Source organism: Rhodococcus sp. P4_C10 (assembly GCF_056402135.1).
Genome location: NZ_JBFUHZ010000003.1, coordinates 16,546 through 29,533 on the forward strand (window position 1 = coordinate 16,546; position 12,988 = coordinate 29,533).

The following is a 12,988-nucleotide window of genomic DNA, read 5'->3' on the forward strand; positions in this document are numbered from 1 at the left end:
CGGTTGAAGGGGTGTGCGCGTGGGTTCACGTCGAGTGTGGCCGGTTGTGATTGCCGCCGTGGTGGCGACTACCGCCGCGGCCTGCGGGACGTCCACCGCGGAGCAGGCGGCGCCGTCCGCCGACACGACCACGGCGGTGGAGACGACGACTCCGGCACCGGCGACCACCGCCGCGGTCACCACGACCACCACCCCGGCGCCGCTGACCGCCACGACCACTGCCGGGCCCACCACGCTGGCGACCGTCGAGTTCGTCCGGAACGAGGCCGTCTACTTCTCCTCGGCCGACGGCCGATTCCAGTGCGGCATCGTCGAGCTGGCCTCGCGAGTGGAAGCCGGATGCCAGGGCACCACCACCCCGGTTCCTCCGCGTCCGGACGACTGCATGATCGGCTGGGGCAACGGCATTCGCATCACCGGCGACGGCCGCGGCGCCTTCATGTGTGCGGGCGGGCCGATCTACCTCACCGCGACCGATGCCCCCGGCGCCCCGCTGGCCGCGGGGCAGAAGGTCAGCTCGTTCGGGTACACCTGCACGTCCGAGGCGGCGGGCGTGACCTGCCGCAAGGACGACACCGGCCACGGCTTCCGGATCGCCGCGACGTCCAACGAAGTCTTCTGAGAGCGGGCACCACGACATGACCGAACACGAGCCCGGACCCACCGAGTGGGGGGAACACCCGCACGGGGTGGGGCCGTGGGCGGTCGAGCACGACGAGCCCGAACCGACCGACCCGCGCTACGACCCGGAACTGCTGGCGTTGGGGGACCGGCGCAATGTCGTCGACGCCTACCGGTACTGGACGCGCGAGGCCATCGTCGCGGACATCGACAGCCGGCGACATCCCTTCCACGTCGCGATCGAGAACTTCGGGCACGACGCGAACATCGGCACCGTGGTCCGCACCGCCAACGCCTTCGCAGCCGCCGCCGTGCACATCGTCGGCCGTCGGCGCTGGAACCGCCGGGGCGCCATGGTCACCGACCGGTACCAGCACATCGTCCACCACCCCGACGCCGCCGAACTGTTCGAGTTCGCCGCGCGGGAGGACCTGGTCGTGGTCGCCGTCGACAACACCCCGGGCTCGGTGCCGATCGAGACGGCCAACCTGCCGCGCGGGTGCGTCCTGCTCTTCGGCCAGGAGGGGCCTGGGGTGACCGAGCACGCGAAGCGGTCGGCCGCGATGACCGTCTCCATCGCGCAGTTCGGCTCGACCCGCAGCATCAATGCGGGGGTCGCGGCGGGGATCGCCATGCACGCCTGGATCCGCCAGCATGCGGACCTGGGACAGTCCTGGTAGCCAATCGGCGCGCGAGTAGGCAGGATCTGTTGTCATGGGGGACGAGTGGTCGAGCAGGGCGGACGCAGCCGAGGAGGCGATGGTCGCCCGACACGTCCGGCGGCTGTGGGCGCTGCCGGGGACCGCGCTCGGCGTGGTGGCCTGGCCTGCGGTACGTAAGGAACGACTCTTCCTGACCTGGCACTACTGGTGGCAGGCGCACCTGCTCGACTGCATGATCGACGCGGCCGAGCGGGAACCGACCGCGAAGCGGCGCCGCAGGATCGCGAAAACCGCCCGGGCCCACCGGATCCGGAACCTGACCGGCTGGACCAACAGCTACTACGACGACATGGCCTGGCTCGGCATCTCGCTCGAACGCGCGCAGCGACTCCAGCACGTCGACTACCGGATCCCGATCCAGGCGCTCGAGTCCGAGGTCTTCGACTCCTGGGCGCCGGAACGCGGCGGCGGCATCCCCTGGTGCAAGAGGTCGAACTTCTACAACACCCCGGCCAACGGTCCGGCGGCGATCATGCTCGCCCGGACCGGGCGGCTCTGGCGCGCGCAGTCGATGTCCGACTGGATCGACGCCACCCTGCGCGACCCGGCAACCGGCCTGATCTTCGACGGCATCCGGACCGGGATCCGGGCGAGCGGCATCGATCTGGCGGCCCAGGCGCTGCTCAGCGGACGGCGGCGGACACCGAACCTCGAGCCGGGCGCGGAGCGGCAGGAACTCGACCGCGCGATCTACAGCTACTGCCAGGGTGTGGTGCTCGGGCTGGAGACGGAACTCGCCGTGCGGGTGGGCGATCCGCGCCACCGGGAGCGGGTGCACGCGCTGGTCGCCGCCGTCGACCGGAACCTGACCGTGGACGGCGTCATCTCCGGGGGCGGGGGCGGGGACGGCGGACTGTTCGACGGCATCCTGGCCCGGTACCTGGCGTTGGTCGCCGCCGACCTGCCCGGCGACGATGCCGCCGACCTGAGGGCTCGCCGGACGGCCGGGGCGATCGTGCTGGACTCGGCCGACGCGGCCTGGGACAACCGGCTGCAGGTGGAGGGGTTGCCGCTGTTCGGCCACGACTGGGCGAAGCCCGCGCAGATGCCGGGGCTCGGCGACGGCATCGCGACCTTCACCGGCGGGACCGTCCGGTCCTCGGACATCGCGGAGCGGGACTTCTCGGTGCAGCTCGGCGGCTGGATGCTGATGGAGGCCGCGCACGTCGCGGCCGGGGCGTTCGGACGCTGACCGGAACGTCGAGCGGGCCGGTCAGGTCGGGGTCGACTCCGCCTGGATCACCCGGGTCACCGCGTCGATCAGGGCGAGGTGGGTGAAGGCCTGCGGGAAGTTTCCCTGGTGCCGACCGGTGGCCGCGTCGATCTCCTCGGCGTACAGCCCGAGCGGGCTGGCCAGCGCCAGCAGCCGTTCGCACAGCGCGCTCGCCCGCTCGTCCTCGCCGATCATCGACAGCGTCGTCACCAGCCAGAACGAGCAGGTCACGAAGGCGCCCTCGGCGCCGCTGAGCCCGTCGTCGGTCTCGGCGGTCCGGTAGCGCAGCACCAGACCGTCGGCGGTCAGTTCGTCGGCGATCGCGTTCACCGTGGCCCGCACCCGCGCGTCGTCCGGGGGCAGGAACCCCATGATCGGGAGCAGCAGCACGGCCGCGTCGAGCGAGGTGGAGCCGTAGCTCTGCACGAACACCCCGCGGGCGTCGACGCCGTGCGCGCACACGTCGGCGTGGATCTCGTCGGCCTGCTCGCGCCACCGGCGGGCCAGGTCGGCGTCGCCTCGGTCGGCGGCGAGCGTCGCCCCCCGATCGACCGCTACCCAGCACATCGCCTTCGACGCGGTGAAATGCTGCGGCTCGCCACGGATCTCCCAGATGCCGCGGTCCGGTTCGCGCCACACCGCGAGCGCGCCCTCGACCAGGTTGGTCACCAGGGTCCAGGCCGGGGGACCGAGCCGGCTGGCATGTTTCACGTGGGTGGCGATGGAGTCGACCGCCATGCCCCACATGTCGTGCTGCTGCTGGTCCCAGGCGCCGTTGCCGATCCGCACCGGCCGGGCGCCGTCGTAGCCGCCGAGGTGGTCGAGGGTGTGCTCGGTGAGCTCCCGTTCGGCGTCGAGGCCGTACATGATCTGCAACGGACCGGACGCGAGGGTGTCGACGAGGAAGGCGAAGTACTCGAACGCCTCCCACTCGTGGCCGAGCTCGAACAGGGCCCGCAGGATGAACGTCGAGTCCCGGATCCAGGTGAAGCGGTAGTCCCAGTTGCGTTCGCCGCCGGGCGTTTCCGGCAGCGAGGTGGTCGCGGCGGCCATGATGGCGCCGGTCGGCGCGTAGGTCAGTCCCTTGAGCGTGAGCACGCTGCGCTCGAGGTGCGGTCGCCACCGGTGGTCGGGCATCCGGGTGTGCCGCAGCCAGCGCAGGAAGAACCGCTCGGTGTCGTGGACCTGCCGCGCCGCCTCGTCGTAGTCGGCCGGCGCCCAGTCTCCCCAGGACAGCGCGACGAAGGCGGTGTCGCCGGCGTCCAGGTCGACCCGGCCGCCGGCGCGCGCGCCGCCGAGGCCCAGTCCGAGGCTGGTGGTCAGTGTCAGCGCGACGGTCGAACCGTGCGCGGCGGCGCGTGCGGACCCGTAGCCGTCGGCGGAGTACCGCCACGAACCGGGAGTGCGGCCGTAGTCGAACAGCGGAAGGCAGTTCGTGGTGAGCTCGACGGTCCCCTCCACGCAGACCACGGTGCGCACCAGGCAGCCCAGCGCCACGAAGCCGGACGGCGGCCGCCGGTAGTGCTCCATCCGCCCGCCACCCCGATACGGCGCCATCGCCATGGCGTCGCGCACCACCAGGGTGCCGGTGGGGGTGCACCAGGTGGTCTCGAGCACCAGTGTCCCCGGCAGGTAGCGGCGCTGGGAGGGCACGGTGAGGCCGGCGGGCGCCAGCCGGAAGTAGCCGGCCGTCCGGTCCAGGAGCGTGCCGAACACGCTCGGGGCGTCGGGCCGCGGCAGGCACAGCCACTCCACGCTGCCGTCGGGGGCGATCAGTGCGGAGGTCTCGCAGTCGGAGAGGAAGGCGTAGTCCGCGATCGGCGGGAAGTCGGACATCGCGTCGGCCGTCCTTCCCTGCAGTCGGGGAGGACGACTCTACCCAGGCCCCGCCCGTCAGTCGACGGTGTAGTCCTCGGCGGGGCGCGCCATCTCCTGCCGGTACTGCCGAATCCCGATGATCGTGCCCACCACCAGCAGGGTGATCAGGACTCCGAGCACGGCGGGCATCAGCCACGGGACCCGGTGCAGGAAGCCACCGGCGTAGAACCCGAGCAGCAGCAGCACCGGGGCCCAGGCGAGGGCGCCGAGGGTGCTCGCCACGGTGTACGTGCGGTGGTTCATCCGGGCCGCGCCCGCGACCATCGGGCAGAGCGTGCGCACCCACGGGATCCAGCGGGCGACCAGCACCGACCAGAACCCGTGCCGGTCCAACAGCGTGTTCACCTTGTGCAGGTGCTCGGTGGTGACGTACTTGCCGCCGCGGCGCGCGACCAGTCGATGACCGGTTCGGTGCCCGATCGCGTACCCGACCTGGTTCCCGGCGATCGCGGCGATCGCGGCGCCGGCGGCCAGCGCCCACACGTGGACGGCGCCCGAGGCGTGTCCGGCGAGCACGATGCCCGCCGTCAGGAGCATCGAGTCGCCGGGGAGGAACAACCCGACAATGAACGCGCACTCGAGAAACACGAAGGTGACGACGATCAGCCACACCAGCATCGGCCCCGCCGTCTCGAGCGGTCCGAAGACGCCTGCGGCAAGTGTCACTGAGTCGAGTCCGGTGTCGGAGCCGAGGTCGGCGTGGGGACTGGGCCGGTCATGAGGGCGGCGCCTGTCACAGAACTTCGAGCATCACGGGATCAGGGCGTGCGCTCGTCTTGGGGCGCGGCGGCGGGTTCGGGCGCCACGCCACCGGCCTTGCGGGAGGCCAGGAACCGCTTGCCGACCTCCAGCATGATCGGGATCACCGAGACGAAGACGATGAGGATGAAGATGACGTCGACGTTCTTCTGGATGAACGTGATCTGGCCGAGGAAGTAGCCGAGCAGCGTGACGCCGGCACCCCACACGATGCCGCCGATGACGTTGTAGGTGAGGAACACCGAGTACTTCATCTTCGCCGCGCCGGCCACCAACGGGGCGAAGGTGCGCACGATCGGCACGAAGCGGGCCAGGAAGATGGTGGCGGGGCCGTGCTTGTCGAAGAAGGCGTGCGACTCGTCGAGGTAGGCCTTCTTGAAGATCTTCGAATCGTTCGACTTGAAGAGGGTGGAGCCGCCCTTTGCCCCGATGAGGTAGCCGACCTGGTCGCCGAGGATCGCGGCGATCGGGATCGTCACCATGAGCACCCACAGCGGTGCGAACGGCTCGATCTCCGTCGACTTCGACGCCGCGATGAGACCCGCCGTGAACAGCAGCGAATCACCGGGCAGCAGCGGGAACAACAGGCCCGACTCGATGAACACCACCAGCAGCAGGCCCGCGAGGACCCACGTGCCGAACGAGTTCAACATGTTGACGGGGTCGAGGAATCCGGGCAGCAGCGCCAGATTCGTGGTCACGGACTCTGATGCCGCCTGCACAATCACGCGGCCCAGAGTACCGGGGTCCGCTGAGTGCACGCTGAGCCCGTCGCCTTGACATGCGGAATCAAGCCTGGTCAGTGGCCGCGGGCCTGGTCAGGGGACGCAGAGGAGACTATCGGCGTCCGGGTTGCCATACTGCATGTACCCAACCGGAGCACCGACACGATCGGTGCCACCCCCACCGACTCGCTTTATGGAGGTCAGTTCCGTGCCGATCGCAACTCCCGAGGTCTACGCCGAAATGCTCGGTCGGGCCAAGGAGCACTCCTTTGCCTTCCCCGCCATCAACTGCACCTCCTCCGAGACGATCAACGCCGCGATCAAGGGCTTCGCGGACGCAGGCAGTGACGGCATCATCCAGTTCTCGACCGGCGGCGCGGAGTTCGGCTCCGGCCTCGGCGTCAAGGACATGGTGACCGGCGCCGTCGCGCTCGCCGAGTTCGCGCACGTCATCGCCGCGAAGTACGACGTGACCATCGCGCTGCACACCGACCACTGCCCGAAGGACAAGCTGGACGGCTTCGTCCGCCCGCTGCTGGCCATCTCGCAGGAGCGCGTCAACGCCGGCCAGAACCCGCTGTTCCAGTCGCACATGTGGGACGGCTCCGCCATCCCGATCGACGAGAACCTGGAGATCGCCAAGGAGCTGCTCAAGCTCTCGGCGGCCGCGAACATCATCCTCGAGGTGGAGATCGGCGTCGTCGGCGGCGAGGAGGACGGCGTCGAGGCCGAGATCAACGACAAGCTGTACACCTCCCGCGAGGACTTCGAGAAGACCGTCGACGCCCTCGGCGTCGGCGAGAACGGCAAGTACCTGCTGGCCGCCACCTTCGGCAACGTGCACGGCGTCTACAAGCCGGGCAACGTCAAGCTCAAGCCCGCAGTGCTCGAGGAGGGCCAGCGGGTCGCCGCGGCGAAGCTCGGCCTGATCGCAGGCTCGCAGCCGTTCGACTTCGTCTTCCACGGCGGCTCAGGTTCGCTGAAGTCGGAGATCGAGGACTCGCTGAACTTCGGCGTCGTCAAGATGAACGTCGACACCGACACCCAGTACGCGTTCACCCGCCCGATCGCCGGACACCTGTTCTCCAACTACGACGGCGTCCTGAAGATCGACGGCGAGGTCGGCAACAAGAAGGTCTACGACCCGCGCAGCTACCTCAAGAAGGCCGAGGCCGGCATGACCGCTCGCGTCATCGAGGCCTGCAACGACCTCAAGTCCGCGGGACGGTCCGTCTCCGCCGGCTAGTTCGACCCGACGAAAGTGCAGTTGTCGACGCGGCCACTCGGCCGATACGTCGACAACTGCACTTTTTTCGTTGAGCCCGAGTTGCCCGAGGGGTTTTTCGTTGAGCCCGAGTTGCCCGAGTTGCCCGAGTTGCCCGAGGGGTTCGTCGTTCGTGCCCGGGTCAGCAGACCTTCCAGACCTCGCCGTCCTGCTGCAGGGTGAACGAACGCGCGGACCGGTCGTTCGGGGCGGCCGCGGTGTGGACCGTCACCTGGGCGATGGCGGTGCCGTCGGTGACGGAGACCGCGTCGACGCTGTCGATCACCGGAATCGAACCCTGATCCGTCGAGGCCTTGTACACCTGGGCGAACTGCGCGTCGTGGATCCGCTGGTAGTAGCCGCCCAGCTCGCCGCACGTCGAGGCGCGCAGCGTGGTCAGGTCGCCCGCCGCGATCGCACCGGTGAAGGTGTGGATGGCGTCCTCGACCTGGGACTGCGTGTTGTCGGCGCTGCGACTGGACAGCAGGTACGCCCCCGCGCCGACGGCCAGGGCCACCACCGCGACGACCGCCACCAGCAGCGGCCACCGTCGACGGCCGGTCGGGCCGGGCTCGGTCGCGGGGATCCTCGCCGGCCGCGGCGCGGCGGCCGGGACGTTCGCCGCGGGTGCCGCAGGAACCTCCTGCGCGCCTGCGGCCGGGGGCTGGACCCGGGCGGGCGCGGGGCGACCCGGCCCCACCCGGACGGGCGCGGCCCGCGTCGCGTGCGGGATGACGGTGGTGGGCGTCGAGTTGTCCGGTGCGGGGTCTCCCGGCGCCGTCTCCGCAGTTTCAGTCGCCGGGGCCGCCGTCGCCGGGGCCGCCGACTTCTCGGCCGCCGTCGCCGGGGCCGCCGACTTCTCGGCCGCAGACGGCTCGGACCGCGTCTGCTCGGGGGCAGGCCGTTCCAGCCGGACCGTCGCGCTGTCGGCGTCGGCCGATGCCGCTGTCGAGGCATCCGGGCCCGACGCGTCCGCAGTCGGGGAGTCCGAGAGCGTGGGGTCAGGCGTCTTGGGGTCCGGCACGTGGTGCACCCTTTCAATCGTCGATCCGTGTCCTGGTGTGGGCAGCCTATCGAGCATGGGGCCGCCGGGGCACAATGGTCGCCATGACCTCTTTCGGTGATTTGCTCGGCCCGCAGCCCACCCTCCTTCCCGGAGACGAGGACGCGGAGTCGGAACTGCTCAACCATGCCGACCCCAAGCAGGTGGCCGCGGAGCACCCGACGGCCTCGATCGCCTGGGCTTACCTGGCGGAGGCGGCCCTGGACGGGGGCGAGACGATCACCGCCTACGCGTTCGCCCGCACCGGCTACCACCGGGGCCTGGACCAGTTGCGGCGCAACGGATGGAAGGGCTTCGGCCCCGTCCCGTACAGCCACGAGCCGAACCGCGGATTCCTCCGCTGCGTCGCGGTGCTGGCGAAGGCCGCCCAGCAGATCGGTGAGTCCGACGAGCACGCCCGCTGCCTCGACCTGCTCGAGGACTGCGACCCGCGGGCCGCGGAAGCACTGGGTCTCGGCTAGCCGGTGGCGGCCCGCCGGCTTCGTCTCACGGAGCGCGGCCGGAGGCGATTGAAGGTCTCCACCACGCGTCTTCGCGCCTCCCTGTTCCCGGTCCTGCAGTGTGCGATTGCGGCCGGGCTGGCCTGGTGGGTCGCCAATGACCTTCTCCACCACCCGAATCCGTTCTTCGCGCCGATGGCCGCGGTCATCTCGCTGGGACTGTCGATCGGTGCGCGGCTGCGGAGATCGATGGAGTTGGTGGCGGGTGTCGCCGTCGGTATCGGCGTCGGCGACCTGCTGATCTCCCAGATCGGCAGTGGCGCCTGGCAGATCATGCTTGTCGTGGCGCTGGCCATGGCCACCGCGACCTTCGTGGACGCCGGACCGATCATCCCGATGCAGGCCGCCACCTCGGCGGTACTGGTGGCGACGCTCATCCCGCCGGACGTGGGCGGTGGTCCCGACCGGATGATCGACGCGCTGATCGGCGGGATGGTCGGGGTTCTCGTCGTGGCCTTCGTCCCGAGCCACCCCGTGCTCCGCGCCAGGCAGAGTGCCGCCGGCATTCTCGGCACGGCCGCCGAGGTCCTGCAGATGGTCGCGGACGGCCTGATCGCGAACGACCCGGAACCGATCGTGGCGGCGCTGCGCAAGGCCCGCGGCACGCAGGCCCAGATCGACGGGCTGCGCGCGCAGATCGTCGGGGGCCAGGAGGTCAGCCTCGTCTCCCCGATGTACTGGCGTTCGCGGCCCCGGCTCGAACGGCTCAGCGCGGCCGCCGACCCGATCGACAACGCGATGCGCAACATCCGGGTGCTGGCCCGGCGGTCGCTCACGCTGGTCCAGGACGACGAGATCCTCGACCCCCGGCTGGTGGACGAGATCGAACGGCTCTCGCATGCCGTGGAGGTGCTGCGCCGGATGGCGCTCGCCGACCCGGGGCAGCAACCGGACCGGGCGGAGGCGGCCCGGGTGTTGCGGTCGGTGGCAGCCGCGGCGAAGCCGGAGATGGTGAAGGGCGCGGGCATCTCGGCGACCGTGGTGTTCGCTCAGATCCGGTCGCTGATCGTCGACCTGCTCCAGGTCGCGGGCCTGAGCCGGATCTCGGCCATCGCAACGCTGCCGCCGACCGTGCCCCATCCCGCGTATCCGCCGGACCTGTGACCTGACCGGGCCGCTTCCCGACTGCCTCAGGGGTACGCCCGGACTGCCTCCGGTTTCGACATATGCGAATGTGTGCATATGATGGGTCGCGAGTCGGCGGCGGGTTACCCGCGTGAAGGAGGCAGTCATGGGTGTGGGGCACGGTCACAGTCACGGTGGTGCGCCGACCACGGTCGGGCCGTCGCGGTCGCGGATCAGCCGGATGGTGATCGCCCTCGGCATCCTGCTGGCGTTCCTGGGACTCGAGGTGGCCGTCGGGCTCGCCATCAACTCTCTGGCGCTGCTCGCGGACGCCGGCCACATGCTCACCGACGTGGTGGGGATGTCGATGGGCCTGGTGGCGCTGCTGCTGGCCAGTCAGGGTTCCAAAGCCGCCGCCCGGACCTTCGGCTGGCATCGCGCCGAGGTGCTCACGGCGATGGCCAATGCGGTGCTGCTGCTCGGGGTCGCGGCGTGGGTGATGTACGAGGCGATCGGCCGGATCGGGGACGCTCCGGACGTTCCGGGCCTGCCCCTGATGCTGACTGCCGCCGCCGGTCTGGCGGCCAACATCGTGGTCATGCTGCTGCTGCGCGCCGACGCGAAGGACAGCCTTGCGGTCCGCGGCGCCTACCTCGAGGTGCTCGCCGACGCGGTCGGCAGCGTCGGGGTGCTCATCGCCGGCGCCCTGGTGATGGCGTTCAACTGGGCCTACGCCGACATCGTGGTGGGCGTGCTGATCTCCCTGTGGGTGGTGCCGCGTGCGGTCAAGCTCGCGGGGGCGGCGCTGCGCATCCTCACCCAGGCCTCGCCCGCCAACGTCGACGTCGACGCGGTGCGGGCGGACCTGCACGCCCTGCCGGGGGTCCAGGACGTGCACGACCTGCACGTGTGGACCCTCACGACCGGGATGGATGTCGCCACCGTGCACCTGACCTGTGAGTCCGGGGCCGTGGGGGTGCTCGGCGCGGCCAAGGTGGTGCTCGACGGACACGGCCTCGGCCACGCCACCGTGCAGGTGGAGTCCAGCAGCGAGGGCTCGCGCTGCAAGGAGGACCTCACCTGGTGAAGCGGGTGACCCCGGCTCCCGGCCGCCAGAGGTCGACGTGCAGCTTGTCCTCCTCCACGGTGGTGAGCACCGCCTCCTCGACGGCCAACTCGAAGATCTCCGCGTCGCCGGGGTCGTTCGGGTAGGCGTCGATGATCTTGCTCTTCTCGGCCCCGAGCAGTTCGCGTGCCCGGCCGGAGATCTTCGCGTCGCCGCCGGACATGGTGGCGTCGCCCGGATTGGAGTGCAGCGCGTAACGCGGATCGCGCCGCAGGTCGAGCACCTTGCGGGCGCCCGGCATGGAGCCGAGCACCAGAAGTCCCTCGAACATCTCCACCTCGGTGCCGCTGACGCGGGGCGCGCCGTCGGTCCTGAGGGTGGCCAGGACGTGGTGTTTGTTCGCCTCGAGCCGGGCCCGGATCGCCGCGGCCAGAACGGGGGCCTCTGCGCTGAACTGCTGCCAGGTGGTCATCGGTCCAGTGTGCACGCGGGCACCGACAAATCTCCGAGACCCGATGGGCCGCCGCGGAACCGGTCCTGACCGAGTGGTTACTGGACACAGGTAGGACACAGGTAGCCAGTACTCATGTGGTCGTCGGTGCCAGACGATAGCGTCTGCGACGTGAACCCAGTCAGCATCCTCCGCGGTGGCCGCAGGGCGCGCCGGACGGGCGCCACTGGTCCCCACACGAACTCGGCGAGCACGCCGGCTGTGGTGGGGTCCGAGCCGGTGCCGCTCGCGTCCGGTCCGGGCGAACTGTGGCGCGCCCAGGTGCAGCGGCCGGACCTGGCGTTGTGGGTCGCCCACTGTGTCGAGATCCGTTGCGCCGAGACGGGTGGCGCCGAGACCGGTGGCGCCGCGGGCGTCGGTTCGGGCTCCGGGGCGAGGCTCGACGTGGACCGGCTGCGGGCGGCCAGTCGTTGCGCGACCGCGGAACTGGGGACCGGGCTGGTGCGGCTCGTGGAGGTCGACGGCCTGCCGCACCAGCTGTTCGACCCGACACTCGATGTCGAGCCCGACTACCTCGACCTGCGCGACGAGGCCTCCCCGCGGGCAGCGGCGGAGGCGTGGATGCGTGCGGAGCTCACCGGACCGGTGGACTTCGGCAACGGCCGGCTCGCGCGGATCGCGGTGCTGCAGATCGGCGATGCGCACCACCTGTGGTTCAGCCGCGCCCATCGAACCGTCCTGGACGGATTCGGGGCGGTGACCCTGCTTTCGCGCGCCGCGGAACTGTACGACGCCGCGACCGGCGGCGGCGCCGCGCGTCCGAACCGGGCCCTCGCGCCCTCGGCGATCGACGACCTGGACCGTGGTTACGCCGTGTCGCAGCGACGGAGCACGGACGCCGCGTACTGGGCCGAACGGCTGGCCGGTGCGCCCGTGTACACCGGCCTCGCCGGGGAGGTCGCGCCCGGCTTCGGGCCCGGCGAACTCGCGCCCGCGGACGGCTCCCGGCGCGGTGACCTGACCGTCGACGCGGTGCTGCCCGGCGGATCGGACCTGCTGGTGGCGGCGGAGCGACGGTACGGACTGGGTTCCGCCGCGCTCGCCGCGTCGGCCCTCGCGGCCTACCTCGCGCGGGTGACCGGGCGGACCGACCTGGTGCTGGACCTGCCGGTACCGGCCCGGATGGGGGCAGGACTTCGGTACTCGGGCGGCTCGCGGGAGAACACGGTGCCGTTGCGGTTGCATGCCCCCGTCGACGCCACGGTGGGGGAGCTGCTCGCCGATGCCCACCAGGCCCTGGTCGGGGCGGTGCAGCATCAGCAGTTCCGGGTCGCGGCCGGTGACGGGCCCGTGGCACACGGACCGTTGCTGCAGGTCGCCCTGTCTCCCAGGGAGATTCGCCTGACCGGGCTGGACGTCGAGATTCGCGACCTGTCCACCTCGCCTGTGGTGGACCTGCGGGTCGAGCTGGCCGAGTGCCCGGACGGCATTGTGCGGCTGGGGTTCACGGCGAACCCGTACCGCTACGACGAGGGCACGCTCGCCAGGCACCACCGGCGGTTCCTGTGGCTGTTCACCCGGCTGCTCGAGGCCGCGCCGTCCGACCTCATCGGTGAGTTACGGACGGAACCGAAGGTGCCCCTGCGGGTGGTCTGAGCGGG

General features: G+C 70.9%; 13 protein-coding genes. 8 read left to right on the forward strand and 5 right to left on the reverse strand.

Translation table 11 applies throughout. From position 1 onward, the window contains the following. Nucleotides 1–58 precede the first annotated feature (58 nt). The 3 genes from AC1DWC_RS02420 to AC1DWC_RS02430 are packed head-to-tail and all read left to right on the forward strand — an operon-like array spanning nt 59 to nt 2,535. Nucleotides 59–622 carry a DUF6636 domain-containing protein gene (locus AC1DWC_RS02420; RefSeq protein ID WP_477905844.1) on the forward strand — a complete coding sequence of 188 codons (564 nt, stop codon included), beginning with the start codon at nt 59–61 and terminating at the stop codon, nt 620–622. A gap of 16 nt (nt 623–638) precedes the next feature. Beyond that, the gene (locus tag AC1DWC_RS02425; RefSeq protein WP_072846144.1) at nt 639–1,301 is read left to right on the forward strand and encodes a TrmH family RNA methyltransferase; all 663 of its coding nucleotides are present in this window, start codon (nt 639–641) and stop codon (nt 1,299–1,301) included. 34 nt (nt 1,302–1,335) lie between these two features. Next, the gene (locus AC1DWC_RS02430; RefSeq protein ID WP_477905846.1) at nt 1,336–2,535 is read left to right on the forward strand and encodes a glycoside hydrolase family 76 protein; all 1,200 of its coding nucleotides are present in this window, start codon (nt 1,336–1,338) and stop codon (nt 2,533–2,535) included. A 21-nt stretch (nt 2,536–2,556) separates the two neighbouring features. Here the strand turns inward: AC1DWC_RS02430 and AC1DWC_RS02435 are convergent, their stop codons facing one another. The 3 genes from AC1DWC_RS02435 to AC1DWC_RS02445 all read right to left on the reverse strand — a co-directional run bounded on the left by AC1DWC_RS02435 (nt 2,557) and on the right by AC1DWC_RS02445 (nt 5,921). Continuing rightward, nucleotides 2,557–4,392, reverse strand: coding sequence for a glycoside hydrolase family 15 protein (locus tag AC1DWC_RS02435; protein WP_477905848.1), 1,836 nt, complete (start codon nt 4,390–4,392; stop codon nt 2,557–2,559). Nucleotides 4,393–4,449: 57 nt separating this feature from the next. Further along, a complete protein-coding gene (locus tag AC1DWC_RS02440) occupies nt 4,450–5,052 on the reverse strand; it encodes a DedA family protein (RefSeq protein ID WP_072846212.1) in 603 nt (200 codons plus the stop codon). Between the two features lie 140 nt (nt 5,053–5,192). Then, nucleotides 5,193–5,921 (reverse strand): VTT domain-containing protein, encoded by a 729-nt coding sequence (locus tag AC1DWC_RS02445; RefSeq protein ID WP_477842657.1) that lies wholly within the window; start codon nt 5,919–5,921, stop codon nt 5,193–5,195. A gap of 190 nt (nt 5,922–6,111) precedes the next feature. On the opposite strand from AC1DWC_RS02445, the gene fbaA reads away from it, so the two are divergent. Continuing rightward, complete coding sequence (gene fbaA / locus AC1DWC_RS02450) at nt 6,112–7,164, forward strand: class II fructose-bisphosphate aldolase (RefSeq protein WP_477905850.1); 1,053 nt, start codon at nt 6,112–6,114, stop codon at nt 7,162–7,164. Nucleotides 7,165–7,324: 160 nt separating this feature from the next. Here the strand turns inward: fbaA and AC1DWC_RS02455 are convergent, their stop codons facing one another. Then, nucleotides 7,325–8,206 carry an Rv0361 family membrane protein gene (locus AC1DWC_RS02455; protein WP_477905852.1) on the reverse strand — a complete coding sequence of 294 codons (882 nt, stop codon included), beginning with the start codon at nt 8,204–8,206 and terminating at the stop codon, nt 7,325–7,327. An 83-nt stretch (nt 8,207–8,289) separates the two neighbouring features. Between AC1DWC_RS02455 and AC1DWC_RS02460 the strand changes: the two genes are divergently transcribed. The 3 genes from AC1DWC_RS02460 (at nt 8,290) to AC1DWC_RS02470 (ending at nt 10,897) form a co-directional block, all read left to right on the forward strand. Continuing rightward, the gene (locus tag AC1DWC_RS02460; protein WP_072846214.1) at nt 8,290–8,706 is read left to right on the forward strand and encodes a DUF3151 domain-containing protein; all 417 of its coding nucleotides are present in this window, start codon (nt 8,290–8,292) and stop codon (nt 8,704–8,706) included. A 48-nt stretch (nt 8,707–8,754) separates the two neighbouring features. Further along, the gene (locus AC1DWC_RS02465) at nt 8,755–9,849 is read left to right on the forward strand and encodes an FUSC family protein (protein ID WP_477905854.1); all 1,095 of its coding nucleotides are present in this window, start codon (nt 8,755–8,757) and stop codon (nt 9,847–9,849) included. A gap of 127 nt (nt 9,850–9,976) precedes the next feature. Beyond that, nucleotides 9,977–10,897, forward strand: a complete 921-nt coding sequence (locus tag AC1DWC_RS02470) for a cation diffusion facilitator family transporter (protein ID WP_477905856.1) — start codon at nt 9,977–9,979, stop codon at nt 10,895–10,897. Here the strand turns inward: AC1DWC_RS02470 and AC1DWC_RS02475 are convergent. Next, nucleotides 10,887–11,348: a pyridoxamine 5'-phosphate oxidase family protein gene (locus AC1DWC_RS02475; protein ID WP_072846150.1), complete on the reverse strand. Its 462-nt coding sequence runs from the start codon at nt 11,346–11,348 to the stop codon at nt 10,887–10,889. The genes AC1DWC_RS02470 and AC1DWC_RS02475 overlap by 11 nt on opposite strands. Before the next feature lie 150 nt (nt 11,349–11,498). Between AC1DWC_RS02475 and AC1DWC_RS02480 the strand changes: the two genes are divergently transcribed. Next, nucleotides 11,499–12,983: a condensation domain-containing protein gene (locus AC1DWC_RS02480; RefSeq protein WP_477905859.1), complete on the forward strand. Its 1,485-nt coding sequence runs from the start codon at nt 11,499–11,501 to the stop codon at nt 12,981–12,983. Nucleotides 12,984–12,988 lie beyond the last annotated feature (5 nt).